General features: G+C 67.6%; 27 protein-coding genes. 16 read left to right on the top strand and 11 right to left on the bottom strand.

Annotation, left to right across the window (positions count from 1 at the left end):
• Nucleotides 1-305 precede the first annotated feature (305 nt).
• Nucleotides 306-2,255 (top strand): TonB-dependent receptor, encoded by a 1,950-nt coding sequence (locus ACM14_RS21000; RefSeq protein WP_254662110.1) that lies wholly within the window; start codon nt 306-308, stop codon nt 2,253-2,255.
• Between the two features lie 19 nt (nt 2,256-2,274).
• Nucleotides 2,275-3,585: an NtaA/DmoA family FMN-dependent monooxygenase gene (locus ACM14_RS20995; protein ID WP_065347212.1), complete on the top strand. Its 1,311-nt coding sequence runs from the start codon at nt 2,275-2,277 to the stop codon at nt 3,583-3,585.
• 27 nt (nt 3,586-3,612) lie between these two features.
• Here ACM14_RS20995 and ACM14_RS20990 read toward each other — a convergent pair whose 3' ends face one another.
• The 4 genes from ACM14_RS20990 to ACM14_RS20975 form a co-directional block, all read right to left on the bottom strand.
• Nucleotides 3,613-4,308 carry a response regulator gene (locus ACM14_RS20990; protein WP_012204984.1) on the bottom strand — a complete coding sequence of 232 codons (696 nt, stop codon included), beginning with the start codon at nt 4,306-4,308 and terminating at the stop codon, nt 3,613-3,615.
• Nucleotides 4,305-5,930 (bottom strand): ATP-binding protein, encoded by a 1,626-nt coding sequence (locus ACM14_RS20985; protein WP_065347211.1) that lies wholly within the window; start codon nt 5,928-5,930, stop codon nt 4,305-4,307. The genes ACM14_RS20990 and ACM14_RS20985 overlap by 4 nt, the downstream gene beginning before the upstream one ends.
• Nucleotides 5,931-5,942: 12 nt before the next feature.
• Nucleotides 5,943-6,869, bottom strand: coding sequence for an intradiol ring-cleavage dioxygenase (locus ACM14_RS20980; protein ID WP_065347210.1), 927 nt, complete (start codon nt 6,867-6,869; stop codon nt 5,943-5,945).
• 82 nt (nt 6,870-6,951) lie between these two features.
• Nucleotides 6,952-7,251 carry a hypothetical protein gene (locus tag ACM14_RS20975; RefSeq protein ID WP_065347224.1) on the bottom strand — a complete coding sequence of 100 codons (300 nt, stop codon included), beginning with the start codon at nt 7,249-7,251 and terminating at the stop codon, nt 6,952-6,954.
• A 128-nt stretch (nt 7,252-7,379) separates the two neighbouring features.
• Between ACM14_RS20975 and ACM14_RS20970 the strand changes: the two genes are divergently transcribed.
• The gene (locus ACM14_RS20970; RefSeq protein WP_065347209.1) at nt 7,380-7,823 is read left to right on the top strand and encodes a hypothetical protein; all 444 of its coding nucleotides are present in this window, start codon (nt 7,380-7,382) and stop codon (nt 7,821-7,823) included.
• Here ACM14_RS20970 and ACM14_RS20965 read toward each other — a convergent pair.
• The 5 genes from ACM14_RS20965 to ACM14_RS20945 all read right to left on the bottom strand — a co-directional run bounded on the left by ACM14_RS20965 (nt 7,798) and on the right by ACM14_RS20945 (nt 12,567).
• Complete coding sequence (locus tag ACM14_RS20965) at nt 7,798-8,856, bottom strand: Ldh family oxidoreductase (protein ID WP_254662109.1); 1,059 nt, start codon at nt 8,854-8,856, stop codon at nt 7,798-7,800. The two genes, ACM14_RS20970 and ACM14_RS20965, sit on opposite strands and share 26 nt — an antisense overlap.
• Nucleotides 8,849-9,373 (bottom strand): gamma carbonic anhydrase family protein, encoded by a 525-nt coding sequence (locus ACM14_RS20960; protein ID WP_065347208.1) that lies wholly within the window; start codon nt 9,371-9,373, stop codon nt 8,849-8,851. Before ACM14_RS20960 ends, ACM14_RS20965 begins: the two co-directional genes overlap by 8 nt.
• Nucleotides 9,374-9,377: 4 nt before the next feature.
• Nucleotides 9,378-10,361 carry a tripartite tricarboxylate transporter substrate binding protein gene (locus ACM14_RS20955; RefSeq protein ID WP_065347207.1) on the bottom strand — a complete coding sequence of 328 codons (984 nt, stop codon included), beginning with the start codon at nt 10,359-10,361 and terminating at the stop codon, nt 9,378-9,380.
• A gap of 77 nt (nt 10,362-10,438) precedes the next feature.
• Nucleotides 10,439-11,584, bottom strand: a complete 1,146-nt coding sequence (locus ACM14_RS20950; protein WP_017407219.1) for a CoA transferase — start codon at nt 11,582-11,584, stop codon at nt 10,439-10,441.
• Nucleotides 11,585-11,613: 29 nt separating this feature from the next.
• Nucleotides 11,614-12,567: a hydroxymethylglutaryl-CoA lyase gene (locus ACM14_RS20945; protein WP_065347206.1), complete on the bottom strand. Its 954-nt coding sequence runs from the start codon at nt 12,565-12,567 to the stop codon at nt 11,614-11,616.
• A 114-nt stretch (nt 12,568-12,681) separates the two neighbouring features.
• On the opposite strand from ACM14_RS20945, the gene ACM14_RS20940 reads away from it, so the two are divergent.
• From ACM14_RS20940 to ACM14_RS20925, 4 genes are all read left to right on the top strand, one after another.
• On the top strand, nt 12,682-13,605 hold the full coding sequence (locus tag ACM14_RS20940) for a LysR family transcriptional regulator (protein ID WP_012204975.1): 924 nt from the start codon (nt 12,682-12,684) through the stop codon (nt 13,603-13,605).
• Nucleotides 13,606-13,683: 78 nt separating this feature from the next.
• Nucleotides 13,684-14,328 carry a cytochrome b/b6 domain-containing protein gene (locus tag ACM14_RS20935; RefSeq protein WP_172642962.1) on the top strand — a complete coding sequence of 215 codons (645 nt, stop codon included), beginning with the start codon at nt 13,684-13,686 and terminating at the stop codon, nt 14,326-14,328.
• Complete coding sequence (locus ACM14_RS20930; RefSeq protein ID WP_043822678.1) at nt 14,325-15,116, top strand: molybdopterin-dependent oxidoreductase; 792 nt, start codon at nt 14,325-14,327, stop codon at nt 15,114-15,116. Before ACM14_RS20935 ends, ACM14_RS20930 begins: the two co-directional genes overlap by 4 nt.
• A gap of 105 nt (nt 15,117-15,221) precedes the next feature.
• The gene (locus ACM14_RS20925; RefSeq protein ID WP_065347205.1) at nt 15,222-15,521 is read left to right on the top strand and encodes a pentapeptide MXKDX repeat protein; all 300 of its coding nucleotides are present in this window, start codon (nt 15,222-15,224) and stop codon (nt 15,519-15,521) included.
• Nucleotides 15,522-15,682: 161 nt separating this feature from the next.
• Here ACM14_RS20925 and infA read toward each other — a convergent pair whose 3' ends face one another.
• Together infA and ACM14_RS20910 are read right to left on the bottom strand one after the other, a co-directional pair.
• Nucleotides 15,683-15,946 (bottom strand): translation initiation factor IF-1, encoded by a 264-nt coding sequence (gene infA / locus ACM14_RS20920; RefSeq protein ID WP_012204971.1) that lies wholly within the window; start codon nt 15,944-15,946, stop codon nt 15,683-15,685.
• Nucleotides 15,947-16,445: 499 nt separating this feature from the next.
• A complete protein-coding gene (locus ACM14_RS20910) occupies nt 16,446-17,834 on the bottom strand; it encodes a GntP family permease (RefSeq protein WP_065347203.1) in 1,389 nt (462 codons plus the stop codon).
• A 215-nt stretch (nt 17,835-18,049) separates the two neighbouring features.
• Here ACM14_RS20910 and ACM14_RS20905 point away from each other — a divergent pair, with 215 nt between their 5' ends.
• The 9 genes from ACM14_RS20905 to ACM14_RS20865 all read left to right on the top strand — a co-directional run bounded on the left by ACM14_RS20905 (nt 18,050) and on the right by ACM14_RS20865 (nt 25,919).
• Nucleotides 18,050-18,589, top strand: a complete 540-nt coding sequence (locus ACM14_RS20905; RefSeq protein WP_065347202.1) for a GNAT family N-acetyltransferase — start codon at nt 18,050-18,052, stop codon at nt 18,587-18,589.
• A gap of 25 nt (nt 18,590-18,614) precedes the next feature.
• Nucleotides 18,615-19,403 (top strand): nucleotidyltransferase domain-containing protein, encoded by a 789-nt coding sequence (locus ACM14_RS20900; RefSeq protein WP_065347201.1) that lies wholly within the window; start codon nt 18,615-18,617, stop codon nt 19,401-19,403.
• Nucleotides 19,404-19,530: 127 nt separating this feature from the next.
• A complete protein-coding gene (locus ACM14_RS20895; RefSeq protein WP_065347200.1) occupies nt 19,531-20,520 on the top strand; it encodes a LacI family DNA-binding transcriptional regulator in 990 nt (329 codons plus the stop codon).
• Nucleotides 20,521-20,599: 79 nt separating this feature from the next.
• Complete coding sequence (locus tag ACM14_RS20890; RefSeq protein WP_012204963.1) at nt 20,600-21,637, top strand: ABC transporter substrate-binding protein; 1,038 nt, start codon at nt 20,600-20,602, stop codon at nt 21,635-21,637.
• A complete protein-coding gene (locus ACM14_RS20885) occupies nt 21,634-22,491 on the top strand; it encodes an ABC transporter permease (RefSeq protein ID WP_065347199.1) in 858 nt (285 codons plus the stop codon). Before ACM14_RS20890 ends, ACM14_RS20885 begins: the two co-directional genes overlap by 4 nt.
• 119 nt (nt 22,492-22,610) lie before the next feature.
• Nucleotides 22,611-23,378, top strand: coding sequence for an ABC transporter permease (locus tag ACM14_RS20880; RefSeq protein ID WP_065347198.1), 768 nt, complete (start codon nt 22,611-22,613; stop codon nt 23,376-23,378).
• A complete protein-coding gene (locus tag ACM14_RS20875; protein WP_065347197.1) occupies nt 23,368-24,429 on the top strand; it encodes an ABC transporter ATP-binding protein in 1,062 nt (353 codons plus the stop codon). The genes ACM14_RS20880 and ACM14_RS20875 overlap by 11 nt, the downstream gene beginning before the upstream one ends.
• Nucleotides 24,416-25,276 carry a phosphodiesterase gene (locus ACM14_RS20870; RefSeq protein ID WP_065347196.1) on the top strand — a complete coding sequence of 287 codons (861 nt, stop codon included), beginning with the start codon at nt 24,416-24,418 and terminating at the stop codon, nt 25,274-25,276. The genes ACM14_RS20875 and ACM14_RS20870 overlap by 14 nt, the downstream gene beginning before the upstream one ends.
• Before the next feature lie 52 nt (nt 25,277-25,328).
• Nucleotides 25,329-25,919 carry an HD family hydrolase gene (locus ACM14_RS20865; RefSeq protein WP_065347195.1) on the top strand — a complete coding sequence of 197 codons (591 nt, stop codon included), beginning with the start codon at nt 25,329-25,331 and terminating at the stop codon, nt 25,917-25,919.
• Nucleotides 25,920-25,925 lie beyond the last annotated feature (6 nt).

Genomic DNA, 25,925 nt, shown 5'->3' with positions numbered 1-25,925 from the left:
CGCCGGTGTCGATGATACCGGCTCTGCCGAAGGCTCTGCACAGGTGCGCGCACACCATTTCGCCGCTGTTTTTTTCTTCCGCATGTGGGAATGCATTCCCTACTGTGGAATTTCAATGCATGATGGCGACCTTTGAAAAATACGAATCATTCTCATCAAAGGAAGATGCTGTGAAGCTGTGTTTCCATCGCAGGCTCCCGTCCCGGGCGGGCGCCATCGCACTCTCTACCCTGATGGCGCCGGCCGGCGCCTTCGCACAGGGCGCGTCGGGTTCCGGGGGGGAATCCAACGCGCTTGAAGCGGTCGTGGTCAGCGGAGAAAAGGTCAGGCGCGAACTCAAGGACACGGCCTCCTCCGTGTCGGTCAAGGCCGGCAAGGACCTGGCCCGGCAGGAGTCCGGCAATGCCTCGGTCCACGAGGTGCTGCACGATGTGCCCAACGTGGTCTACACCGACACGGTGGGTGCGCCCATCATCCGCGGGCAGGACACGCAGGGCCCGAACAACGGCCAGAACGTCTTCTGGGGCGGCACGGTGCCGCGCGCCACCATCAACCTGGATGGGCACTACCTCAACTACAACGAGATGTTCTTCGGCGCGACCTCGGTCTGGGATGTGGAGAGCATCGAGGTGTTCCGCGGCCCGCAGACCACCTCGCAGGGTGCCAATGCCATTGCGGGCGCCATCGTCGTGAACACCAAGGACCCCAGCTTCAAGCGCGAAGGGGCCTACCAGCTGGAGGCGGGCGACTACCACTCGCGGCGTGCGTCCATCGCCGTCTCCGGCCCCGTGGGCGAGGAGCTGGCCGCGCGGCTGGCCGTGGACTACTCTGGGCGCGATACCTTCATCGACTACACCAATCCGCAGTTCCAGCGGGGCCAGGCCGATCAGGATTTCCGCGCGCTGAACGCACGCATGAAGTTCCTGTGGCTGCCCAGCAGCGTTCCCGGCCTGGAGGCCAAGTTCACCTATTCCCACAGCGACAGCAACCGCCCCAGCCAGGAGGCAGCGTCCGCTCCGTTCAGCGCGCTGGAGCACTGGACCACGACCATGCCCAGCTGGAAGCAGAAGACCGACACCGGCATCCTCGACCTCAGCTACGAGCTGGGCAACGGCGTGCGGCTGGTCAACCAGTCCCAGTATTCGCGCTCGTCCGTGCAGCGCTATACCGGCATTCCCGGCGAGGGCGATGCCGATATCCGCCAGAACAATGTCTCCAATGAGTTCCGCGCCCTGGTGGGCAGCGACAAGGACCGACTGAGCGGCTTCGGCGGCGTCTACTACGCGCGCACCGGCACGGACGAAAGCCTGCTGCTGCGCGGCCTGTCCGCCTTCGACGACACGAAGAAGAACCTGGGCGTCTTCGGCGAGCTGAACTGGCGCCTGGCCGACCGCTGGACCCTGACCAGCGGCCTGCGCTACCAGCAGGACGAGGTGGTGCGCACCGGCACTTCGGTGCTGGCACCCACCGCCCTCGACTACACGAAAACCTTCTCGGCGCTGCTGCCCAAGCTGTCCCTGGCCTATGCCGCCACACCGCGCTGGACCGTGGGCGCGCTGGTCAGCCGGGGCTACAACCCGGGCGGTGTGTCGCTGAACCTCACCAGCCGGCAATGGGCGTATTTCAAGAAGGAGTCGATCTGGAACTACGAGCTGTTCAGCCGCGCCAGCCTGCTCGATGACCGGCTGATGCTCAACACCAACCTGTTCTACATGGACATGCGGGACGCGCAGTACAACATCCCCGTGGTCATCTCCCCGGGCGTGGCCCAGTCCTACACCATCAACGCGGAGAAGGCCCATGCCTACGGCTTCGAGCTGGGCGCCGACTACCGCGCGCTGGACAACCTGCGGATCAAGGCCGGCGTGGGCGTGCTGCGAACCCGCATCGAGGAGATGGGCAGCAACCCCGGCTACGAGCACAACCGATTCGCCCGCTCGCCCGGCTACAACCTGAGCCTGGGCGTGAGCTGGGACGCCAGCCCCCGGTTCAATGTCTCCGGCCAGGTGCGCCACCTGGACGGCTACTACTCCGATACCGCCAACACGCGCGCCTATGCGGTCGGCTCCAACACCATCGCCGACCTGCGCATGACCTATGCCTACAGCGCGCGCGTGCAGCTGTACGGCTATATCAAGAACGTCTTCGACAGGCGCGCACCGACGTATCTGCAGCAAAACCGCGGTATCGGCGGCATCGAGGCCAGCATGACCGCGCCGCGCATGATCGGCGTGGGCGTGCGCGGAACGTTCTGAGATGGGAGTGACAGCAGACATGACAACCCGCAAACCCCTGCACATCGGCCTTTCGCTGGCCCCCACCTGGCTGAGCGGCGACGCCTGGCGGCGGCCCGGCAGCAATATCGAAGGGCTGTACTCCAGCGACTTCGCCCTGGACCTGGCCCGGCGCGCCGAGGCCGCGCACCTGGACTTCGTCTTCCGCCCGGACGTGAGCTTTCTGCCCATGGAGGCGCTGGAGACGGGCGCGGGCTTCGCCAGCCTGGACCCCACGGTGCTGATGGCCGCGCTGGCGCGCGAGACCTCGCGCATCGGCCTGGTGTCCACGGTATCGACCACGTTTTTCCCGCCCTATGCGGTGGCGCGCCAGCTGCAGTCGCTGCACTGGATCAGCAACGGCCGCGCCGGGTGGAACATCGTCACGGCCCTGCAGGGCCACGAGAACTTCGGGCTGCAGGCCATGCCCGATGCCGATGAACGCTACGCGCGGGCCGCAGAGTTCACCGACGTGGTGCGCCGGCTGTGGGCCAGCTTTCCCAACGAGGCCTTGAAGATCGACCGGGACAGCGGCCGCTACGCCGATGCCTCGCTGGTCCACCCCATAGACCACGAGGGACCGCACCTGAAGGTGCGCGGCCCCCTGAACCTGCCGGCTTTCGGCGGCCCGCGCATTCCGCTGGTGCAGGCGGGCGCGTCCAGCACAGGGCGCGACTTTGCCGCATCGGTGGCAGACATTGTTTTCGCCCCCACGCCGGACCTGGACGCGGCGCTGGAGCTGCGCCGGGACCTGTCTCGGCGCGCACAGCGCCATGGGCGGCAGGCGCAGGATGTGCGCCTGCTGCCCGGCCTGAGCCTGTACCTGGCCGACACCCGCGAGCAGGCCCGGGAGATGTTCCAGCAGACGCACGGCCGGGTGGACAGGGGCCGCAAGCTGGCATCGATCAAGGCCATGGTCGGCCTGGACCTGACGGACTGGCCCGCAGACCGGCCTATCACCGCAGCCGACCTTCCGCCGCCCGTGGCAACCCCGTCCAGCCGCACGCATGCGGGCCTGCTCAGGCGCCTGATGGAACGCGAGTCATTGCGCATCGACGAGCTGCTGCAGCGGCCGGAAATCCTCTCCGCCGCGCACTGGCAAGTGGTCGGCACGGTGGACGATGCCGTGGCGCAGATCACCGAGTGGAGCGCTGCCGGCGCCATCGACGGCTTTCTGGCCGCGCCCGGCGGCTCCGTCGAGTCCCTGCATTGCGTGCTGGAGCAACTGGTGCCACGCCTGGTGGAGGCAGGTCTGTTCCGCTCCCACTACACGGGCACCACGTTCATGGAGCACCTCGACGAGTCGAGGTAGGGGCTGCGCCCTGCCCTCGCCTGGCCTTCACTGCGCCCGCGTGTCGGACCCGCCATCGGGCTCGAACGCAAAGCCCACGCCATAGACGGAGCGAATCCACTCATGGCGGTCGTCCGCCGCCTTGAGTTTCTTGCGCAGGTTCTTGATGTGGCTGTCGATGGCGCGCTCGTTCACGTCCAGCGTGTCGGCGCAGGCCAGCTCCAGCAGCTGCGCGCGGGAGTACAGGCGGCCGGGCTGACGCATCAGGGCCTGCAGCAAGGTCAGCTCCCGCTTGGTCAGCGGCAGCACACTGCCGTTGAGCATGGCGCGGCCCTGCTCGGGCAGCAGCGTCAGGCGTTGCTGCGCGGGGCCGGGGCCGGCACTGCGGCGCAGCACGGCCTTGACGCGGGCCACGACTTCGCGCGGGGCGAAGGGTTTGCAGATGTAGTCGTCCGCGCCCAGCTCCAGGCCCAGCAGGCGGTCCATTTCCTCGACACGCGCGGTGAGCAGGATGACGGGGCTGGCGCTGTGGGGGCGGAACTGGCGCAGGATGTCCAGGCCGTCCAGCCCCGGCAGCATGATGTCCAGCACGGTGAGGTCGGGCGGGGAGCGCAGCATGCGGTCCAGTGCCTCGCGCCCGTGGCGGATGTGCTCGACTTCGTAGCCTGCATGGCGCAGGTAGTCGATGACGATGGCGGCCATGTCGGTCTCGTCTTCGACCAGGAGGATGCGGGCAGGCTTCATGGCGCGGGATTTTCCAGCAAGGGCAGCCACAGCGTGATGCGCAGGCCGCCCAGCAGCGAGGCAGCCGCCTCGATGCTGCCGCCATGGGCCTGGACGATGGTGCGGCAGATGGCCAGCCCCAGGCCGGAGCCGCCCAGGCCGTCGCCGTCGCGCACGCGGGAGGCATCCACGCGGTAGAGGCGGTCGAACAGGCGCGGCAGGTGCGGGCTGGCCACGCCGGGAGCCGTGTCGTCCCAGCACAGCTGCAGCATGCTGCGGTCCTGCATCTGGACGATTTCGGCGGACACCTGCAGCCGCCCGCCCGCAGCCGTGTAGCGCAGGCTGTTCTCCAGCAGGTTGGCAAACACCTGGTGCAGCCGGTGCGGGTCGCCCTGCACCAGCGGCGGCGGAACGCGCGCGGCCAACTGGTCCACGGTGGAGCGGTCCAGGCCGATGCCCACCTGCTCGAAGCCGGGCCGCGCGCCGTCCAGCGCCTCACCCAGCAGGGTCAGCACATGCACGGGCACATGGCCCGAGCCGTGCAGGGCCTGCGGGTCGTCCAGGCTCACGCGCAGGTCGCTGACCAGCCGTATCAGCCGCATGATCTGCCGGTGCAGGCGCAGCGCCATGCGGTCGTCCATGGGCAGCACGCCGTCCTGCACGGCCTCGACCTCGGCGCGCATGGTGGACAGGGGCGTGCGCAGCTCATGCGCAACGTCGGCCAGCCAGCGCTGGCGCGAAGCTTCCATGGTGGCCAGCTGCACGGCCATGTCGTTGAAGGTTTCCGCAAGGCGAGCCAGCTCCGCATCGCCCTTGATGGCCACGCGCGTGTCCAGCCGCCCGGCCGCAATGCCGCGCAGGCCGTCGACAAAGGCGGTCAGCGGCTCCAGCCAGCGCCGCGTGAGCCAGGCCGACAGCAGCAGCGCCAACAGCAGGCCGGCCAGCCCGGTCCAGGCCACGAAGTCCATCTGCTGCGCGAGGAAGGCGCGGTCCAGGTCGCGCTGCATGCCCTGCCCGGTCTGCACGGGGGACAGCACGATCTCGCCAATGGCCTGCCCGTTGGCGGCGCGCAGAACGCGGTGCGCCGCACCGGGCTGCGGCGCCATGCCGGAGATGAGCTGGCCCTGGGCATCCAGCAGGCCCACGCGCGCCCACGGGCCGCCGAACGGGCGGTCTGGCGGCGGGCCAGGGCGGTCTGTACGGTCGGAGCGCTCTGAGCGATCGGCAGGCTCTCCGCCTTCCGGCCCAGGTGGCGGCGGAAACTCCGGGCCCGGCCCCGGACCGTGGCTTCCCTCAAAGCCAGGCCTCGGCTCCGGCATGGGCATGGGCATGGGGGGCCGTGGCCCGGGCTCGCCCGCAGGAAAGCCCCGGCCCATGCCTGCGCCCGGGCGCACCATGTCGCGCCAGAAACCGGGGTTGGCGCGCGCCGCATCCCAGCCGCCGTTTTGCTCATGGTGCTGGACCAGCCGCTCGGCCAGCCCGTCCATGCCGGTCAGCTCCACCTCGGCCATGTAGGGCCCCAAGCCCCTCTGCAGCCCCAGGCGCGAGAAGCCGAGAAACACCAGCAGCAGGGCCACCAGCAGCACGGCCAGGGCGAAGAAGGCCTTGTGCTGCAGCTTCAGGCGCGGGAGGCGGAGGCTCATTCAGTTGCTGCGTCAGACGGCAATGCCGATGGATATCGTGGCGGTGTGGCCATTGGTGGTGTCTCCGGTGAAGGTGGGCGTCTGCCAGGCGATCTGCTCGCTGGTGTTGTCGCCGAAGACATTGTCCGATGTCACGCTGACCCGCGACAGGTTGGAGACGCTGGCGCTGTAGCCGCTGACACCGGCATAGACGGCGCTGGCCACGTCCTTGGGCATGGCCATCTGCGAGGTCAGCAGCTTGTTGGTGTAGCTGCCGGCCGTGTTGAGGCTGCGGAACACCTCAAAGTGCATGTGCGGCCAACGCCCGTCATAGCAGCCCGGGAAGATGGTCACAAAGGTGCATTCGCCATTGCTGTCCGTCGCCTGCACGCCGCGCAGGAAGTTCTGATTCAGCAGGTCGGTGGAGTACAGCGAATACTCGCCCTCGCGGGTGCAATGCCACAGGTAGATGGCATAGCCTTCCAGCGGGCTGCAGTTGGTGCTGACGTTGACCAGGGTGATCCTGAGCGTCAGCGGCAGGCCTGCAGCCGTGCCGCTCATGCCGCCAAAGCTGCTGCGCAGGTCGCTGCGCACCACGCCGCTTTGCGACAGCACGTTGACCAGGCTGCCGCGCGAGCCGTTGGAGCCGTCGGCGGGGTAAGGGCCCTCGGTTTCCGTGGGATCGACCATGCAGGTGGTGGTCGTGGTTCCCGTACCTGTGCCTGTGCCTGTGCCCGTGTCGGTGCCCGTTCCTGTCCCGGTTCCGGTGCCCGTGCCGGTTCCTGTCGAATCACTGGAATCACCACCGCCGCCACAGGCGGACAGAAGCGCCACGGCGCCGCCAGAGGCCATCAGGCCCAGCATGCGGCGCCGGTCGAACAGGCGGCGCGCCATGACTTGCAGATCGTGCTGAAGGCCCACGTCGTGGGCAAGATCATGGGCATCGTGAGAATGGTTCATGGGGATGGCTTTTCATGAGGGCCTGTGCGCAGGCCCGTGGGGTTGCAGACAGCCCGGCGGCGTGGCCCGCCGGGCCACGCGATCACTGCTGCGGATGGGGCGGCGGCCCGCCTGCGCCGGGTCCGCCGGCTGGCATGGCCACCAGCTGCCCGTTCAGGCTGCGGCAGGTGCCGGCCAGCGTCTTGCCATCGCGCATGGTCAGCGTCACGCTGTCGCCCTCGGCCTTGCCCTGGCAGGCCGTATAGGCCTCGGGCGGCGGCGACGGCGGATTGCCGTGCCCCCCGTGGCCCTGCGCATGGCTGCAGGCCGCCGCGAAGGCCGCCACAGCCAGCACAAGGGCCGGGCGAATGCGTGAAGCGTTGGTTTGCGAGAAATCAATCATGGTCTTTTCCTGGAGTTGCACAGGAATTCTTGCGACCGATCTGGGGGGAAATTGGGAGAAGTGGGGACGAGCTGGTACAAGCTCACAGAGCGAGTGAGTCAACAAGCTCTGCATCGCACAACAGAACCATGAAACCAACAAGATTCCTGCTGCTGGCCGCCCTGCTCGGCCCACCCGCTCTTGCTGCGGATCTGACCGTGATCGAAATGCATGCGGCAAGCGGCAATGATCGGCCGTACAGCCTGGATGGCCAGCGGGTCAGTCCGGCTCAGTTGAGAAACACACTCTCCAAGAAGCTGACCGCAGCCCCCGATGCCAAAAGCACGGCACGCATTGCCGTGCTGGTCGATCCCGATGTGAAGGTCGGCGCCCTCTCCGAGCTTCGCGGCCTGGTGATGAAAGTGGGATTCGGCATGCCGCGCTATTTCATGACGACGCGGGTGAATGACAAGCTCTCCGAGATCCAGGTGAACTACAGCCCGGTCTTCCCGAGAAGCGGGCTGGAGGCGGCGATGTCGTCCGGCCAACCGGCTGCAGATCCGTCGCTCACAACGCCAGCGCCACCCCGCTGAGCCGTGCCAGCGCCTGCAACTCATTGATCAGCGCAGACGACAGAGGGATGCCTTCGCCGCGGCGCTGGAGCTCGCATTCATGCTGGCGCAGTCCGGGATAGCGGCCTTGGGTGCCCTGGGCCGCGAGCAGGCCGGTGATCCAGTTGGCCATGTAGTTGTCAAATCCCCGGGGTGACGGTGCGGCCAGGGCTGGGTTGATGACCAGCAGAAAGGCGCAGGCGTTGGCGGTGGAACCTTCCGCCGATCCGGGTACAGCGGGCTGAAACAGGCCGCCGCCCAGCGCGCCCGCCAGGCATTCGACCACCATGGCCAGGCCCAGGCCCTTGTGGCCGGCCATGGGCTGCATGGCGCCCTGCAGTGCGGCGTGGGGATCGGTGGTGGGATGGCCGTGTGCGTCCAGCGCCCAATGCGGCGGGATTTGCGCATGGCCGTCGCGGGCGGCAGCCATGACGGCGCCGCGTGCGACCACACTCAGGGCCATGTCGAAGACCAGTGGCGGCCGTCCGGCCACGGGCGCGGCGAAGGCGATGGGGTTGTTGCCCAGCGCAGGCCGCGTGGCACCGGGCATGGCCATGATGGGCGGCGTGCGCTGGCACAGCAGGGCCATGCAGCCCTGTTCCACGGCGGGCAGCAGCAGCACGCCCAGGGCGCCGAGGTGGCCGCAGGCCTCGATGTGGCAGGCCACCACGGCCTGGCTTGCGGCCCTGTCCAGGCAGGCTTGCAGCGCCAGCTCCAGCACGGGCTGGCCCAGGGCATGGTCGCCATGGCAGCGCAGCAGGCCGTTGCGCTCCTGCAGGCTGGGCTTGGCCCGTGTATGGATGGTGCCTTCGCGGATGCGCTGCACATAGGGCGGAAGTCTTGCCACGCCATGCGTGTCCACGCCGCGCAGGCTGGTGCGCACCAATGCCTGGGCGGTGGCCTGCGCGTGGCATGCGCTCACATCAAAGGCCTGGAGCACGCCAGCAGCCCAGGCTTGCAGCGCTGCGGCGGGCATGCGCACGGCGTCGGTCTGCGGGTTCAGGGAATCAGTCAATGCGCTGCAGCTCCTGACGAAAGGACATTGCACGCTCCACGTAGCTGGCGGCGCTTTGCAGCAGGCCCGCGACTTCTTCGTCACTGAGCGTACGCACCAGCTTGGCGGGGGCGCCAAGAATCAGCGAGCGCGGAGGGAACTGCTTGCCTTCGGTGACGATGGCGCCGGCACCCACCAGGCTGTGCGCGCCGATGACGGCACCGTTGAGCACCACGGCCTGTATGCCGATGAGCGAGCCCTCCCCCACGCTGCAGCCATGCAGCATGGCCTGGTGGCCCACGGTGACATGGGCAGCCAGGGTGAGCGCGAAGCCGGGATCGGCATGCAGCACGGCGCCTTCCTGCACGTTGCTGCCCTCGCCTATGCGCACGGGTTCGTTGTCTCCGCGCGCCACGGCGCCGGGCCAGAGGCTGGCGCCCTCGCCCAGTGTGACGTCGCCGATGAGCGTGGCCTCGGCCGCCACATAGGCGGATGCGGGCAGCTGCGGTGCCTTGTTCCGATAACGATAGAGGGCCATGCGCTTACTCCAGCGTGACATTGGCTTTTTTGACCAGGCGCGCAAAGCGTTCCTGCTCGGAGCGCAGGAACTGGGCTGCCGCCTCGGGGCTGTTGAGCACGGTGTATTCGTCGCGCCGTGCAAAGCCGGCCTTGACCTCGGGGTCGGCAAAGGCAGAGGCGATGCCGTCGTGCAGGCGCCGCACCTGGGCGGGCGGCATGCCCTTGGGGCCGATGGCGGCCACCCAGCCGGCGATGTCCACGCCGGGAAAGCCCTGCTCTGCCACAGTGGGCACATCGGGCAGCGATGCCACGCGCTCGCGGCCCATGATGCCGATGGCGCGCAGCGCGCCGGATTTCAGGTGCGCCTGCGCCGTGCCCACGGCGATCACGCCGAAGTCCACCTGCCCGCTGAGCAGGTCCACCACCATCTGGCCGACGCCCTTGTAGGGAATGTGGCGTGCCGTGGTGCCGGCCGCATCCAGAAAGACTTCGGCCGCGAGGTGGAAGATGGTGCCGTTGCCGGACGAGGCGTAGTTGAGATCGCCGGGCCGCGCCTTCATGAGCGCCTGCAGTTCGCGCGCATTGCGCGCCGCCACCTTGGGGTGGACGACCAGCACGAAGGGCGAGCCGCCGACGATGGACAGCGGCGTGATGTCGGCCAGGCTGTCGTAGGGCAGCTTCTTGAAGACGCTGGGGTTGACGGCGTGGTTGTTGGAGATGAAGGCGATGGTGTTGCCATCGGCCGGCGCCTTGACCAGCATCTGCGTTCCCGTGATGCCGCCCGCACCCGGCAGGTTCTCCATGACCACGGGCTGGCCGCCCAGCGAGCGCACCAGCGCAGTCTGGGCCGAGCGCACGATGGTGTCGGCGCCCGAGCCTGCCCCCACGGGCAGGATGACGCGCAGCGGCGTGCCATTTTGGGCGCGCACGCCCAGGGCAGCGGCCCCCAGCGATGCGCCGGCCAGGGCCAGCAGGGTGCGGCGGCGGGTGGGATGGGACGAGTGCATGGGGTTGTCTCCTTTTTGTGTTGTCTCATGCGCGCCGGGGTGGTTTTTCTGCGGCCTTCGGCGCCCGGGGTTGGCTGTCAGGTCCGTGATGCAAGGGCTCCGAGGATTTCTTCGGTGTGCTCGCCAATCCCGGCCAGCGGCATGCGCACGCCGGGACGGTGGCCGTTCATGAGCAGGGGCAGCAGCACCACGTCGGTCTGGCCGCCGTCTTCGGTCTGCATGGAAGCCAGGCCGCCGCTTTGGCGCAGGTGCGGGTCGTCCACCAGTTGCTCGGGCCGCGTGATGGGCGCGTAGGGAATGCCTGCGGCCTCCAGCTGCGGCGCGAGCCGGGCCGATTCATGGCTGGCCAGGATGGCGCCCAGCTCGGCCAGCAGTTGGGGGCGCACGGCCACACGGGCGGCGTTGTCGGCATATTCGGGGCGCTGCAGCAGGTCGGCACGGTCCAGCACGCGGCACAGGGTGGCGAACTGCTTGTCGCTGACGGCGCCGATGAACAGCTGCTCGCCACCGGCCAGGGTGAACACGTCGTAGACGCTCCAGGCCGATACGCGCGAAGGCATGGGCGGCGGTGCCTCTCCCGTCATCAGGTACTGCTGCATGTGCTGGGAGGACAGGAAGACGCAGTTCTCGAACAGCGCGCTTTGCACCTCCTGGCCGCGCCCGGTGCGCTCACGCTCGCGCAGGGCGGCGAGCACGCCGATGGCGCCGAACATGCCGCCCATGATGTCGTTGACGCTGGTGCCCGCGCGCAGCGGCCGGCCCACGGGTCCGGTCATGTACGACAGGCCGCCCATCATCTGCACCACCTCGTCCAGCGCCAGGCGCTTCTCGTAGGGGCCGGGCAGAAAGCCCTTGTGGCTGACGTAGATGAGACCGGGCGCGCGCTGCGACAGCGTGGCGTAGTCCAGGCCCAGGGACTGCATGAGGCCGGGGCGGAAGTTCTCCAGCACCACGTCGCTGCCAGCGGCCAGTTCAGCAGCGGTGGCGCGGCCCGCTTCGGTGGTGATGTCCAGCACCACGCTTTTCTTGTTGCGGTTGAAGCTGCGGAAAAAGCCGATGCCCAGGCCAGGCAGCGTGCGCGTTTTGTCGCCGCCCGGTGGCTCGACCTTGATGACTTCGGCGCCCAGGTCGGCCAGGATCATGCCGCAGGTGGGGCCCATGACCATGTGGGTGAATTCGATGACGCGGATGCCGGACAGCGGCAGCAGGGGTTCGGTGGCCATACAGGTGTGCTCGTGGGAAGGTAAGGGGTTCATGCAGCGGCGGGGGCTGCGTCGGCGGTGACGCTGCGCGGCAAGCCCGCGCGCCACAGCGCGCCATGCAGGCTTTCGCCGTCCAGCCAGGCGGCCACCTTGGCGCGCAGGCGCAGCAGGGCCTCGATGTCCAGGCCCGTGTCGATGTCCATGGTGTCCAGCATGAAGGCCAGGTCTTCGGTGGAGGCATTGCCGCTGGCGCCGGGCGCATGGGGGCAGCCACCAATGCCGGCCAGCGTGGCGTCAAAGCGCGTGACGCCGGTCTGCAGGGCCGCATGCACATTGGCCAGCGCCAGGCCGCGCGTGTCGTGGAAGTGGCCGCACCAAAAGCGTTCGCCCGCAATGCGCCTCGCCTGCTCGAACAGCGATTGCACCTGGCCCGGCCCGCCATGGCCCACGGTGTCGGCCATGCTGACGCGGTCGGCCCCCGCGTCCAGCAGGGCCTGCATGCAGCGCAGCACCTCGGCCGGCTCCACCCTGCCCTGCAGCGTGCAGCCGAAGGCCGTGCCAATGCCGCCTTCGATCAGCATCTTCGAACCTGCGGCATCGCGTGCGGCACGCATGCGGGCCACCTCGGCCACGACCTCATCGGGCGTCTTGCGCAGGTTGGCCAGGCTGTGGGCATGGCTGGCCGACAGCGGCACCAGCATCAGGTCGGCCCCGCTGGCAAGGGCGCTTTCGGCTCCGCGCAGATTGGGCACCAGCACGGAGACGAACAGGCCCGGCAGCGTTCGGGCATAGGCCACCAGCTCGGCCGTGTCGGCCAGTTGCGGCAGCAGGCGTGCGGGGACGAAGGAGCCGACTTCGATCTCGCGCTGGCCGGCAGCGTAGGCATCGCGTATCCATTCCTTCTTGCGCTCGGTGGACAGCACGGTCTGGATGCTTTGCAGGCCATCGCGCAGGCCAACCTCGCGGATGACGGCGGACTGCGGAGCACGGATGGGTTCTGGCATGGGAAGGTTCGCGTGGGGTGGTTTGTCTTGAATGGCACTTTAGACATTCCCACCAGCGTGCAGAAGCGATAATTTTTCGGCTCAGAGTTTCCCAAATGGAAATCCATAACCACCATGAAAGATCTGGACCTGACCACGCTGCGGCTCTTTGTCGCCGCCTGCGACCTGGGCAATATTGCCCGCGCGGGCGAGCAGCAGCACATCGGCTCATCGGCCATCAGCAAGCGCATGGCACTGCTGGAAGAGCAGGTGCAGGCCCCGCTGCTGGAGCGCCACCGCCGGGGCGTGGTGCCCACCGCAGCCGGGCTGATGCTGCTGGAGCACGCACGCGCCATGCTGGCCAGCGCCGACCGCGCGGCCCGCGACATGGCGGCCTACCAGCATGGCGTGAAGGGACAGGTGCGGATACTGGCCTCGGTCTCGTCGATTGCCGAGTCGCTGCCCGATGACATTGCGGCCTTTCTGCAAAAGCCCGAGCACGCGCAGATCCGCGTGGATATCGAGGAGCTGACCAGCAGCGAAATCATCCGGTCCATCCGCGAAGGCCTGGCCCTGGTGGGCGTGTGCTGGAACGCGGCCGATCTGGAGGGCCTGCAGACCCTGCCCTACCGCTGCGACACCCTGGCCGTGGCCGTGCCGGCCGGCCACCCGCTGGCCTTGCGCGACAGCTGCAGCTTCAGCGAAACGCTGGATTGCGAGCATGTGGGCCTGCCAGCCTCCACGGCCGTCTACACCATGCTGGCGCGGGCGGCCGCCATCATCGGCCGGCCCATCAATTACCGCGCCGTGGTCAGCTCCTTCGACGCCACGATCCGCTGCGTGCGCGCCGGCCTGGGCGTGGCCATCATGCCCAGGGAGATCCTGGGCATGGCGGGCTCCGGTCAGGGCGGGCAAGGTGTGCAAGGCGTGAACATGGTGCCGCTCACCGATGCCTGGGCGCGGCGGCAGTTCGCCATCTGCTTCAGGGACGGCAGCCGGCTATCGCCTGCGGCGCGCACGCTGGTGGACTATCTGGCCGGGTGCGCCCAGGCGGGCTGAGCAGGTCTTGGGAGTTATCACGATTAATTGAAGTTTGCGTGATACATCCGCTACGGGGTCCCTCCAACAATGGGACCCATGAACACCGCCCTCATCACCCCCCAACCGGCACAGCCCCAGGATGGCCAGCGCATCCACCCGCTGTGGCTGCGCCTCACGCATTGGCTCAATGCGCTGGCCGTGGTCATCCTGGTGACCAGCGGCTGGCGCATCTACAACGCGGCGCCGTTCTTTGATTTCAGCTTTCCGGGCTCGATCACGCTGGGCGGCTGGCTGGGCGGGGCGCTGCAATGGCATTTCGCGGCCATGTGGCTGTTGGTGTTCAACGGATTGCTGTACCTGTTGCTCAACATCGCCAGCGGCCGGTGGCTGCGCAAGTTCTTTCCCGTCAGCGTGCAGGGCGTGCGCCAGGACCTGGTGGCCGCCCTCAAGGGCCGGCTCTCGCACGCCGACCCGGCCCGCTACAACCATGTGCAAAAGCTGGCCTACCTATTCGTGGTGCTGGACCTAGTGGTGATCGTGCTGTCGGGCCTGGTGCTCTGGAAGTCCGTGCAGTTCCCGCTGCTGCGCGAGTTGCTGGGCGGCTATGAATCCGCACGGCGCGTGCACTTCTTCGGCATGTCCGCGCTGGTGGCCTTCGTGGTCGTGCACCTGGCAATGGTCGCCCTGGTGCCCCGGACCTTCCTGACCATGATCCACGGCCGTGCGCCCAAGTCCCCATGAAAATCTTCAAAGCCCCTTCCCTGCCCGGCGTCGATGGCGCGGCCGTGGTGCACGAGGCACGCTCGCTGATCGCCCGCAAGCTCGACCAGCCCGCACGCCGCGCCTTCTTGCAGCGCTCGCTGACGCTGGGCGGCCTGTCCCTGCTCACGGGCTGCAGCATCAGCGATGACAGCCACGTCGAGGCCGCGCTCAGCCAGGTATCGCGCTTCAACGACCGCGTGCAGGGCCTGCTCTTCAGCCCCACGCGGCTGGCGCCCACCTATTCAGCAGCCGAGATCACGCGCCCCTTCCCCTTCAATGCCTACTACGGCGAGGACGAGGTGCGCGAGGTGGACGGGGCCAGCTGGCGCCTGGAGGTGACCGGCATGGTCGCCGACCGCCATGCCTGGACCCTGGCCGAGCTGCGCGCCATGCCGCAGGACGAACAGATCACGCGCCATATCTGCGTGGAAGGCTGGAGCGCCATAGGCCGCTGGGGCGGCGTGCGCTTTGCCGATTTCCTGCGCCACATAGGCGCCGACACCAGTGCCAAGTACGTCGGCTTCAAGTGCGTGGACGACTACTTCACCAGCATCGACATGGCCACGGCCCTGCATCCGCAGACGCTGATGGCATTGACTTACGACGGGCAGCCCCTGCCGCCCAAATATGGCTTTCCGATGAAGCTGCGCATGCCCACCAAGCTGGGCTACAAGAACCCGAAGCACATCCAGGCCATGTTCGTCACCAACACCTACTCCGGCGGCTACTGGGAAGACCAGGGCTACAACTGGTTCGGAGGCAGCTGAGCGGCCTTCCAAGCCGCTGGGCCGCCAACGAAGGTGCGAGGCCGGGCCCATCCAAAGCCGGCCGATTTGCAATCCCGCAAACCGCTAATCCAAAGGAAGACTCAAATGACCAAGCTCACCACCACCCTGCTCGCCACCTGCCTCGCCCTGGCCGGTGCCACCACGGCATTCGCTGCGGATGAGATGGCGAAGGACGGCATGTCCAACGGAGCCATGTCCAAGGATTCGATGTCCAAGGATGGAATGAAGAAGGACTCCATGGCCAAGGACGGCATGAAGAAAGACTCCATGTCCAAGGACGGGATGAAGAAGGACTCGATGTCCAAGGACGGCATGCACAAAGATGGCATGTCCAAGGATGGAATGAAGAAGGATTCCATGGGCAAGGACGCCATGTCCAAATAAGCAGACGGACTCGCCTGATCCGTCTGGTGCCCTCCAGGCGGTCGGGCCGTCGGGGCTGCTTGGAAAGCTGACTGGGGCTGCCGATCAGGCAACCAGGCACAGAGCCCGGTCCTGCCTGCGCCCCGAATGCCCGCTCTGCAACAGAAGCGGGCCGGCGGGCTTCAGCGGCGCTGCGGAGGACGCGGGCCCGGTGCGCCGGAGCGTTGCTCGATGTGGCGGAACGTGAGGCGACCCTTGTTCAGGTCATAGGGCGACATTTCAAGCGTCACCTTGTCGCCGGCCAGCACGCGGATGCGGTGCTTGCGCATTTTTCCGCCGGTATAGGCGATGAGCTGGTGGCCGTTTTCCAGCGTTACGCGGAAGCGGGAATCAGGCAGCACTTCGTCTACCCGGCCTTGCATTTCGATCAGTTCTTCTTTAGCCAATGGGACTCCTGTGAGTACATGTTGAAAGGGTTGCGTCGCCGCAAGTTGCTGGTGCAGCACCATGCTGCGGCCTTGGGCCAGCGCAGGATGACCGCTGCACGCAGGCAGCGGAGCATCGAAAAAGGGAAAAGAGGACCCTGCAGGTGGCAGGGAGAGTGCGGACCCGGGAGGTGGGTTGGATTCGCGTGGTGCTCGCCGTTGAGAGTGACAGTTGCGGACCTCGTCACAGACTTTGTGACAGTGGGCGGCTAACGGCAGCCCGGAGACCGCGAAGGTGTCAGACGGGCACTGAGGAGGCGAACAACAAGGACAGCACCTCCATCAGTATAGGTGAATTGCCGGCCGCGCGTTGAAGCGGCGCCGGGTACCGCACCTGTACGGGGCGGCATTTTCCCTGTCGCGACTGGGGCAATTCGCAGTCGAACCGGAAGTAGTGCCCTCTCTTGGTGGTTGCCGCGGCATCGAAGCGGCCGCCGGCGGCCCGCCTCATGCCTTTCACCTATCCCAGCTTGGGCAGCAGATTGAACAGCAGCACCATCAGCAGGCCCACAAAGGACACGATGGACTGGACCACGGTAATCGTCTTGGTGGCCTCGCCCATGCTCATGCCGAACGACTCCTTCACCATCCAGAAGCCCGCGTGGTTGGCGTAGTTGAAGAACAGCGAGCCGCAGCCAATGGCCAGCGCCAGCAGCGGCACGTTCAGCGCAGGATCGGAGGCCGCCAGCGGCGCCAGCAGGCCCGCCGCTCCCACGATGCCCACGGTGGCCGAGCCGGTGGACACCGACAGCAGCATGGCGATCATCCAGCCCAGCACCAGCGGAGGCAGGGCGAACTGCTGGGTCATGTGGACGATGGCATCGCCCACCTTGGCGCTGGTCAGGATCTGCTGGAACGCACCGCCGCCCGCAATGATGAGCATGATGCCGGCGATGGGCTTGAGGCTCTGGCCCAGCGCGTCGCGCAGCTTCTCGGCATCGGCGCCGCGCAGATAGCCGAGGGTGATGGAGGCAAACACCACGCCCAGCAGCATGGCCACCAGCGGATTGCCCAGGAAGGCCGCCGCATGCAGCAGGCCCGAATCCTTGGGCAGCAGCACCTCGGCCAGCGCATGCACCAGCATCAGCAGCGCGGGCAGCAAGGCGCACAGCACGCCCATGCCGATGCTGGGCGCACTGCCCTCCCCGCCTTCCTTCTTGCCTGATGTGAACTGCTCCAGCAGGGCTGCATCGGGGCGCGTGCTCATGCGCGGCGTGATGAAGGCGCCGTACAGCGGGCCACCCAGCACCATGGCGGGAATCACGGCCAGAAAGCCGTACAGCATGGTCGGGCCGACCGTGGTGTGCAGCGTGGCAATGGCGGTGAGCGGGCCCGGGTGCGGCGGCACCATGCCGTGCATGGCGGCCAGCGCGGCGATCACGGGCACGCCCACATAGACATAGGCCGATCCCTTGAAGCGCTCATTGCTTTCCAGCTTGCGCGCCACGCTGAAGATCAGCGGCAGCATGACCACCAGCCCCACCTCGAAGAACATGGGGATGCCGATCACGAAGGCCACCAGGGTCATGGCCCAGGGAATCATGCGCTCGGACGTGCGCTGCAGGATGGCACTGGCCAGCCGCTCGGTGGTGCCGGAGTCCGCCAGGATCTTGCCCAGCATGGCGCCCAGGGCAATCACCACGCCCACCGCGCCCAGCGTCTTGCCGGCCCCGTTGGTGAGGTTCTTGACGATCTCGCCCGGCGCCATGCCCGTGGCAAAGCCCACGCCGATGGAAACCACCAGCAGCGCCAGCAAGGGATGAAGACGGATGCGCGAGACGATCAGCGCGACGAGGACCAGCACACTGGCCAGCGCGATGAGCAGCAGTTGGGTATCGAATGAAGACATAGGAAGCTTGGAGTTGTGATTCTTGGCGTTGGACCCCGCCTGCGCGCTTGCGGCATGCGGCATGCCGCAAGCGGTGGGCGGTTTCCAATCGCTACAAATCGTATGCCTGGGCCTGTCGGCGGGTTGTAGGTTTCAGGCTTGTTCACAGAGTTCGCGCTGGCGCCGGTCCACAATCGTGCCTGCCGGGCAAGCCCGGTGCTGCCATCCCGGAACCCATGCGCATACACCATCCCCCCGTACCGGAGCTGCCCGGAATCTCCCTTCGCCAGATCGAACGCTCGGACATCGGCGCCTGGTACGCCTACCTGAGGCTGCCCGCCGTCACCGAGCACACCAGTTGGAACCTCGCCTCAGGCGACGACCTGCTGCCGCTGTTCGATGCGTTCGAGTCCCCGTCCGCCGACTCCCAGCGCCGCCTGGCCGTCGTCGATGCCCGCAGTGGCCGGATGGTGGGCTGCATCGGCTTTCACACCATCTCCGGCGTGAACCGCACCGCCGAAATCGCCTACGACCTCGCCCCGGAGTACTGGGGACGCGGCATAGCCAAGGCCCTGTGCGCGACAGTGACCCGATGGGCCTTTCAGGAATACGGCTTCATCCGCATCCAGGCTGCGGTGCTGGAGTCGAACCAGGCCTCGGCCAAGGTCGTGCAGGCCTGCGGGTACCGGCATGAGGGGCTGCTGCGTTCGTTCAGGCTGGTTCGCGGAATGCCCAGGGACTATGCGCTCTATGCGCGGCTTGCGGCAGACGAATGAGCGGGCGATAAGCCCAGGCATCCCCATGCACTCCTGCAGCGATCCTCACGCGCCCCGCACTCTGGACCTCATCCCCAACGATCCTGTCCAGCCCGAGTTCCAGCGCCTGGTGGCAGATGCGCGCGCAGCCATCGCCAGCGACCTTGGTGAGGCGCTGGACAGCCTCTACCTGTATGGCAGCGTGGCGCGCGGCTGCGCAAGGGCAGGCTTCTCGGACCTGGACCTGACGATCGTGCTGGCCCGCCCCCTCTCCAGGCAGGAGAGCGCCCGGTTGGAACAATCGCGCCAGGACCTGCAACTACGTCACAAAGAAGTCGTGAAGATCGATTTCGACCTGGGCACTCGGCAAGAGGTGCTGGACCCGGCCCATCTCTACAGCTGGGGCTACTGGCTCAAGCATGAGTGCCGCTGCATCCATGGAGAAGACCTGGCGCAGCAGTTTGAGGCGTTCGAGCCGTCCAGGGCGATTGCACAGGCCGTCAATGGCGACTACGTGCAGGTGCTGAACGACTACCTGCAGCGCATTTCCGGAACCAGGGACGACACGGAGGCCCTGCGTCTGCAACGCGAAGCCGCACGCAAGCTGATCCGGGCCACCAATGTGCTGCGCCCCTGCTCAGGGGGCTTCTGGCCGCGCAAGCTGGAGGAGTTCGCCGATTGCTTTGCGCAGCTCCATCCGGAAATGGCGCAGTCCATGGCTTTCTTTCTGGCGCAGGCAAGGACGCCCGAGGCACCCAGAGCTCGTTTCAACGCAGAGCTTTCGGCCTTCATCAGCTGGATTCGGCGCCAGCGGGCTGCATCTACGGCAGTCTAGGTACCGGGCAACGCCAGGGCCCCAAGCCGCCAGACGCCTAGCTGCCACAAAAGCTTCAAATCTCCGTCACCGCACCGTCACGCGCAGCGGGTGCAATGTAAACGTTTTCAAGAAATCGTTTACATCCATGAGCATCACCGAGGTTGCACGCCGCGCGGGACTGTCCGTCGCCACTGTTTCGCGGGTTTTCAATTCGCCGGAGGTGGTCAATGCGCAAACGCGCAGCACGGTGCTGCGCGTGGCGCAGGAAGTGGGCTATGTGGCCAATGCCAGCGCCCGCACGCTGCGCACGCGCAGCAGCAAGGTGCTGGGCGTGGTGCTGCCCACGCTCACCAATCCGGTGTTTGCCGAGTGCCTGCAGGGCATTGCCTCGCAGGCGGCGCTGCGCGGCTATGCGATTTCGCCCTGCACCACCGAATACGACCACGCCGGTGAAGACGCGGCCACCACGCGGCTGCTGGCCAGCGGGGTGGATGCGCTGGTGCTGGTGGTCTCCAACCCTGGCGATTCGGCGGCGCTGGCGCGTGTGCGCCAGGCCGGCAAGCCCTATGTGCTGGCCTATCACCACACCCATGAGCATGCCTGCGTGGGCGTGGACAACACGGGTGCCGTCAGGGAGCTGGTGCTGCGCCTGGCTGCGGCAGGCCACAGCCGCATCGGCATGGTCACGGGCCAGTTGCGCGCGTCCGACCGCGCCCAGCAGCGTTGCCGTGGCTATGCGCTGGGCATGCAGGCCGCAGGCCTGTCGCCGCTGCCCGTCTGGGAGGTGCCCTTTGCCGCCACCGCCGTGCAGATGCTGCAGCAGCACCTGAGCGAGCAGGCTCCGCCCACGGCCATTGTCTGCAGCAACGATCTGCTGGCGATACGCACCATCCGCGCGGCATCGCTGGCCGGGTTCCGCGTGCCTGCGGACCTCAGCGTGGTCGGCTTTGACGGGATTGCCATGGCGGGCGATCTCACGCCTTCGCTGGCCTCGATTTCCCAGCCCAACCACGACATCGGCTCGGCCTGCGTGCGCCTGCTGTGCGATGCGCTGGCGGGCAAGAAAAACCTGGCCGCGCAAGACAGCCTGTGCCTGCCGCATGGCTGGCGCAGCGGCGAGTCCTGCCGGCTCTGAAACCAACAACAGCGGCCCGCGCAAGCCAAGGCCGCGCCCTTCCCTTCCCAACGCTCCCCCACCTCTTCGAGTACGCACCATGAAACTGACTGCCCTCCCCTTCAAGCTCTCCTTCAAGCCCTCCTTCAAGCGCCTGGCCCTGCTGGCCGCCACCACCGCCGTCTGCGGCACGGCGCTGGCCCAGAGCGCCATCTGCTACAACTGCCCGCCCGAATGGGCCGACTGGGGCACGCAGATCAAGGCCATCAAGGCCGATACCGGCATCACCGTGCCGCCCGACAACAAGAACTCCGGCCAGTCGCTGGCCCAGCTGGTGGCCGAGAAGGCCAGCCCCGTGGCCGACGTGACCTACCTGGGCGTGACCTTCGCCATCCAGGCGCAGAAAGACGGTGTGGTCGCCGCCTACAAGCCCGCCAACTGGGACCAGATTCCCGCCGGCCTCAAGGACCCCAAGGGCGAGTGGGTGACCATCCACTCGGGCACGCTGGGCTTCATGGTCAACAAGGCGGCGCTGGGCGGCAAGCCCGTGCCGCAGTCCTGGGCAGACCTGCTCAAGCCCGAATACAAGGGCCTGGTGGGCTACCTGGACCCGGCCTCGGCCTTCGTGGGCTATGTGGGCGCCGTGGCCGTGAATCAGGCCATGGGCGGCACGCTGGACAACTTCCAGCCCGCCATCGACTACTTCAAGAAGCTGCAGAAGAACGAGCCCATCGTGCCCAAGCAGACCTCGTATGCGCGCCTGCTGTCGGGCGAGATCGGCATCCTGCTGGACTACGACTTCAACGCCTACCGCGCCCGCTACAAGGACAAGGCCGACGTGGACTTCGTGATCCCCAAGGAAGGCACCGTGGTCATGCCCTATGTGATGAGCCTGGTGAACAAGGCGCCGCACACGGACAACGGCAAGAAGGTGCTGGACTATGTGCTGTCCGACAAGGGCCAGTCCATCTGGGCCAACGCCTACCTGCGCCCGGTGCGCGACGTGGCCCTGCCCAAGGAGGTGGCCGGCCATTTCCTGCCCGCCAGCGAGTACGCACGCGCCACCTCGGTGGACTACCAGAAGATGGCCGATGTGCAAAAGGGCTTCTCCACGCGCTACCTGCGTGAAGTGCGTTGAGCCAGGCGGACTGCATCGTGGGCATTCCCTCCCAAGCGCCAGGCGACTGGCGCGCCCGCGCGCTGCTGCTGGCCTGCAGCGCGCCGGCCGTGGCCTTCTTCGCCGCGTTCTGGCTGCTGCCGGCCGGCCTGCTGCTGGCGCTGCCGGCGCGTGAAGGCTGGCGCACCTACTTCGCCACGCTGACCGACGCGCTGTACCTGCAAAGCCTGCTGCAGACGCTGGCCCTGTCGCTGGCCGTGACCCTGGCCACGCTGATGATCGGCGCGGTGATGGGCATTGCGCTGGCGCGCCACCGCTTCACGGGGCGCGGCCTGCTGCTGTCGCTGCTGACGCTGCCGCTGTCGTTTCCGGGCGTGATCATCGGCTTTTTCATCATCCTGCTGGGCGGGCGCCAGGGCGCGCTGGCCGACCTGTCGGTGGCCCTGGGCGGCGAGCGGATCACCTTCGCCTACGGGCTGCTGGGCCTGTTTCTGGGCTACCTGTATTTCTCGCTGCCGCGCGCCATTGCCTCCTACACGGCAGCGGCCGAGGCGCTGGACCCGCACCTGGAAGAGGCCGCGCGCTCGCTGGGCGGCAATGGCTGGAGCGTGGCGCGCGATGTGTGGTGGCCCCAGCTGCTGCCCACCACGCTGGCCTGCGGTGCCATCGTGTTCGCCACGTCGGTCGGCGCCTTCGGCACGGCCTTCACGCTGTCGAGCAAGTTCGAGGTACTGCCCATCACCATCTACAACGAGTTCACCAACTACGCCAACTTCGCCCTGGCCGCCAGCCTGTCGATCAGCCTGGGGCTGATCACCTGGCTGGTGCTGTGGCTGTCGCGGCGCTGGGCGGGTCCGGCCGCCACAGGAGTCTGACCATGCGGACCACACAAAAAAATAGCCCCCACGCTGCCCTTGCAGCGCAAGGTCCGCTGCCCCCCGAAGGGGCCGCTTTTTGCCTTGGGGCGGCCCGGCGGCCAAAAATGCCGCCGCTGATGTGGCTGGTGACGGCCACCGTCACCCTGTTCATGCTGGCGCCCATGCTGCTGTCGGTGCTGGCCGGGCTGGTGCAGAACTACGGCCAGGGCCTGGCCAGCGGCTTGACCACGCGCTGGCTGGCCGAGGTCTGGGCCGGCTACGGCAATACCGTGCTGATGTCGCTGCTGCTGGCCTGCGCCTGCGTGGCCATGACCTTGGTGCTGGGCGTGCCCTGCGCCTATGCGCTGGCGCGCAGCCGCTCGCCCTGGGCCCGGCATTTCGAGGAGCTGCTGACGCTGCCCGTGGCCATTCCGGGCCTGGCCAGCGCCCTGGCCCTGCTGCTGGCCTATGGCAGCGTGGCCGCCTTCCGCCAGAGCTTTGCCTTCATCCTGGTGGGCCATGTGGTGTTCACCCTGCCCTTCATGGTGCGCATGGTGGGCTCGGCGCTGCGCCGCCAGGAGCTGGTGGCGCTGGAGGAGGCTGCGCGCAGCCTGGGCGCCTCGTTCACGCAGCGCTTCCTGGGCGTGCTGGTGCCTGCCGTGCTGCCCGCCATCGTGGCCGCCTGCCTGATGGTGTTCACCCTGTCCATGGGCGAGTTCAACCTGACCTGGATGCTGCATACGCCGCTGACGCGCACCCTGCCCGTGGGCCTGGCCGACAGCTATGCGTCCATGCGCATCGAGGTGGGCTCGGCCTACACCCTCATCTTCCTCATCGTCATCCTGCCCGTGATGTGGCTGCTGCAGGCGCTGGGGCATTTCATCGAGAAGAATTATGGAAAGTAACAGCGTCGCCATCGACATCCGGCAGTGCGCCAAGACCTATGCCGACGGCACCCGCGGCCTGCAGGCCACCGACCTGCGCGTGGAGCCCGGCGAGGTGCTGGCCCTGCTCGGCCCCTCGGGCTGCGGCAAGACCACGCTGCTGCGCATCATCGCGGGGCTGGAGACTCCGGACGCGGGCAGCCGCATCGCCTTCGGCGACACCGACGTCACCCGCGTGCCCATAGAAAAGCGCCAGGTGGGCATGGTGTTCCAGCACTACGCGCTGTTCCCGCAGATGAGCGTGCAGGCCAACATTGGCTACGGCCTGCGCATACGCGGCGTGTCCGAGCAGGAGCAGCGCCGCGTGGTGGGCGAACTGGTGGATCTGGTGCGCCTGAACGGCCTGGAGCACAAGCGCCCGGCCGAACTGTCCGGCGGCCAGCGCCAGCGCGTAGCCCTGGCCCGCGCCGTGGCATCGCGCCCGCGCGTGCTGTTGCTGGACGAGCCGCTGACCGCGCTGGACGCCAAGCTCAAGGAAACCCTGCGCGACGAGCTGGCCCAATTGCTGCGCCAGCTGCGCATCACCGCCGTCCACGTCACGCACGACCAGCAGGAGGCCATGGCCATTGCCGACCGCATGGCCGTCATGCAGGCAGGCCGCATCCTGCAGGTGGGCGACGGTGAGAGCCTGTACCGCCGACCGGCCCATCCCTTTGTCGCCACCTTCCTGGGGCGCGTGAACCAGGTCGAACGCAGCGAAGACGATGCGCGCAGCAACCGGCTGGCGCTGGCCGGCATGGAGCTGGCCTGCCCGGCCGAATGCACGGGCGCGGCCCGGCTGCTGCTGCGCCCTGAAGACATCGAGGTCTGCGCCGCCGGCACGCCGGGCGCCGTGCCGGCATCGGTGACGCGCCGCGTCTTCCTGGGCGACCGCCTGCAGCTCACGCTGGAACTGGCGGGCCACACGCCGCTGATGGCCGACGTGGCCCGCGACCACGCCGCGCAATCGGGCGACCGCGTGGCCCTGCGCATCGCCCCTCACCAATGGATGCCCAACCATGCCCACGCCTGAAACCCTGCGCCCCTCCATGACCACCTTCCTGGCCCAGCTCACCGACCTGCACATCCGCGAACCCGGTCGCCTGACCTACCGCCGCATCGATACCGCCCAATACCTGGAGCGCACGGTGCAAAGCGTGCTCGCCCTGCCGCAGCAGCCGCACGCCGTCGTGATCACGGGCGACCTGACCGACTTCGGCCGGCCCGCCGAATACGCCCACCTGCGCAGCCTGCTGGCGCCGCTGGGCACACTTCCCATCTACCTGCTGCCCGGCAACCACGATGACCGCGACGCGCTGCGCACCGCCTTTCCCGAGCACACCTGGCTGCGCAGCGAAGGCTTCATCCAGTACGCCGTGGACATTGGCGATCTGCGGCTGATCGCGCTGGACACCGTGGTGCCCGGCCACAGCGAGGGCGCGTTGTGCGAGGAGCGCCTGCAATGGCTGGAGCTGCAACTGGCCGCCAGCGAAGGCCGCCCCGTGGTCATCGCCATGCACCACCCGCCCTTCGAGACCCTGATAGGCCACATGGACAAGATCGGCCTGCTGCAGGGTGCACAGGCACTCGAAGACCTGGTGCGCCGCCACCCCAACGTGCAGCGCGTCATCTGCGGCCACCTGCACCGCAGCATCCAGGTCGCCTTCGGCGGCACCGTGGCCATGACCTCGCCTGCGCCCGCCCACCAGGTCTGCCTGGACCTGGCACCCGACGCCGCATCGGCCTGGACGCTGGAGCCGCCCGGCTTCATGCTGCACGCCCTGCCGCACGGCGGCCGACTGGTCAGCCATGCCGTGGCCAGCGGGCAATTCGACGGGCCGCACCCGTTCTGGGATGCGGACGGGCGGTTGATCGACTGAGCCCGAGGATGCACAAACCCCGCCCCGGCGAAAGCCGGGGAGAATATCCACCATGGATACAGCCAACATCAAGGGCCGCCTGGACTTCCTGCGCGAGGCCGAAAAACTCAAGAGCGTGCTGCGCAGCGCCCACACCTCCACAGGCCGCACCGAAAGCACGGCAGAGCACAGCTGGCGCCTGTGCCTGATGGCCATCGCCTTCGAGGACCAGTTCGCACAGCTGGACATGCTCAAGCTGCTCAAGCTGTGCGTGATCCACGACCTGGGCGAGGCCATCCACGGCGACATCCCCGCCGTGGAAAAGAACCAGCACCCCGACAAGAGCGCGCAGGAAAAGGCCGACCTGCTGCACTTGACCCGCTCGCTGCAGCCCGAGCACCGCGACGCCATCATGGCCCTGTGGCAGGAGTACGAAGACGCCGCCACCCCCGAGGCCCGCGCCGTCAAGGCCCTGGACAAGCTGGAGACCATCCTGCAGCACAACCAGGGGATCAACCCGCAGGATTTCGACTACGGCTTCAACCTGGGCTACGGCAGGAAGTACACGGGCGCCGATCCTCTGTTCGCCCAGGTGCGCAGCCTGCTCGACGAGGACACGCGCCAGAAAATGGGCGCCGCCGCGCAGGACGCCAGCGCGACCTAGCTGCGC

This window comes from Delftia sp. JD2 (assembly GCF_001682645.1).
Taxonomy (GTDB): Bacteria; Pseudomonadota; Gammaproteobacteria; order Burkholderiales; family Burkholderiaceae_C; genus Comamonas; species Comamonas acidovorans.
This window is presented reverse-complemented; position numbering and strand designations above follow the sequence as displayed.

What these genes read in the sequence shown, in the direction of transcription:
- ACM14_RS20995 (WP_065347212.1), top strand. Translation starts at nt 2,275, where the DNA reads ATGACAACCCGCAAACCCCTGCACATCGGCCTTTCGCTGGCCCCCACC.
- ACM14_RS20990 (WP_012204984.1), bottom strand. Translation starts at nt 4,308, where the DNA reads ATGAAGCCTGCCCGCATCCTCCTGGTCGAAGACGAGACCGACATGGCC.
- ACM14_RS20985 (WP_065347211.1), bottom strand. Translation starts at nt 5,930, where the DNA reads ATGAGCCTCCGCCTCCCGCGCCTGAAGCTGCAGCACAAGGCCTTCTTC.
- ACM14_RS20980 (WP_065347210.1), bottom strand. Translation starts at nt 6,869, where the DNA reads ATGAACCATTCTCACGATGCCCATGATCTTGCCCACGACGTGGGCCTT.
- ACM14_RS20975 (WP_065347224.1), bottom strand. Translation starts at nt 7,251, where the DNA reads ATGATTGATTTCTCGCAAACCAACGCTTCACGCATTCGCCCGGCCCTT.
- ACM14_RS20970 (WP_065347209.1), top strand. Translation starts at nt 7,380, where the DNA reads ATGAAACCAACAAGATTCCTGCTGCTGGCCGCCCTGCTCGGCCCACCC.
- ACM14_RS20960 (WP_065347208.1), bottom strand. Translation starts at nt 9,373, where the DNA reads ATGGCCCTCTATCGTTATCGGAACAAGGCACCGCAGCTGCCCGCATCC.
- ACM14_RS20955 (WP_065347207.1), bottom strand. Translation starts at nt 10,361, where the DNA reads ATGCACTCGTCCCATCCCACCCGCCGCCGCACCCTGCTGGCCCTGGCC.
- ACM14_RS20950 (WP_017407219.1), bottom strand. Translation starts at nt 11,584, where the DNA reads ATGGCCACCGAACCCCTGCTGCCGCTGTCCGGCATCCGCGTCATCGAA.
- ACM14_RS20945 (WP_065347206.1), bottom strand. Translation starts at nt 12,567, where the DNA reads ATGCCAGAACCCATCCGTGCTCCGCAGTCCGCCGTCATCCGCGAGGTT.
- ACM14_RS20940 (WP_012204975.1), top strand. Translation starts at nt 12,682, where the DNA reads ATGAAAGATCTGGACCTGACCACGCTGCGGCTCTTTGTCGCCGCCTGC.
- ACM14_RS20935 (WP_172642962.1), top strand. Translation starts at nt 13,684, where the DNA reads ATGAACACCGCCCTCATCACCCCCCAACCGGCACAGCCCCAGGATGGC.
- ACM14_RS20930 (WP_043822678.1), top strand. Translation starts at nt 14,325, where the DNA reads ATGAAAATCTTCAAAGCCCCTTCCCTGCCCGGCGTCGATGGCGCGGCC.
- ACM14_RS20925 (WP_065347205.1), top strand. Translation starts at nt 15,222, where the DNA reads ATGACCAAGCTCACCACCACCCTGCTCGCCACCTGCCTCGCCCTGGCC.
- ACM14_RS20910 (WP_065347203.1), bottom strand. Translation starts at nt 17,834, where the DNA reads ATGTCTTCATTCGATACCCAACTGCTGCTCATCGCGCTGGCCAGTGTG.
- ACM14_RS20905 (WP_065347202.1), top strand. Translation starts at nt 18,050, where the DNA reads ATGCGCATACACCATCCCCCCGTACCGGAGCTGCCCGGAATCTCCCTT.
- ACM14_RS20900 (WP_065347201.1), top strand. Translation starts at nt 18,615, where the DNA reads ATGCACTCCTGCAGCGATCCTCACGCGCCCCGCACTCTGGACCTCATC.
- ACM14_RS20895 (WP_065347200.1), top strand. Translation starts at nt 19,531, where the DNA reads ATGAGCATCACCGAGGTTGCACGCCGCGCGGGACTGTCCGTCGCCACT.
- ACM14_RS20890 (WP_012204963.1), top strand. Translation starts at nt 20,600, where the DNA reads ATGAAACTGACTGCCCTCCCCTTCAAGCTCTCCTTCAAGCCCTCCTTC.
- ACM14_RS20880 (WP_065347198.1), top strand. Translation starts at nt 22,611, where the DNA reads ATGTGGCTGGTGACGGCCACCGTCACCCTGTTCATGCTGGCGCCCATG.
- ACM14_RS20875 (WP_065347197.1), top strand. Translation starts at nt 23,368, where the DNA reads ATGGAAAGTAACAGCGTCGCCATCGACATCCGGCAGTGCGCCAAGACC.
- ACM14_RS20870 (WP_065347196.1), top strand. Translation starts at nt 24,416, where the DNA reads ATGCCCACGCCTGAAACCCTGCGCCCCTCCATGACCACCTTCCTGGCC.
- ACM14_RS20865 (WP_065347195.1), top strand. Translation starts at nt 25,329, where the DNA reads ATGGATACAGCCAACATCAAGGGCCGCCTGGACTTCCTGCGCGAGGCC.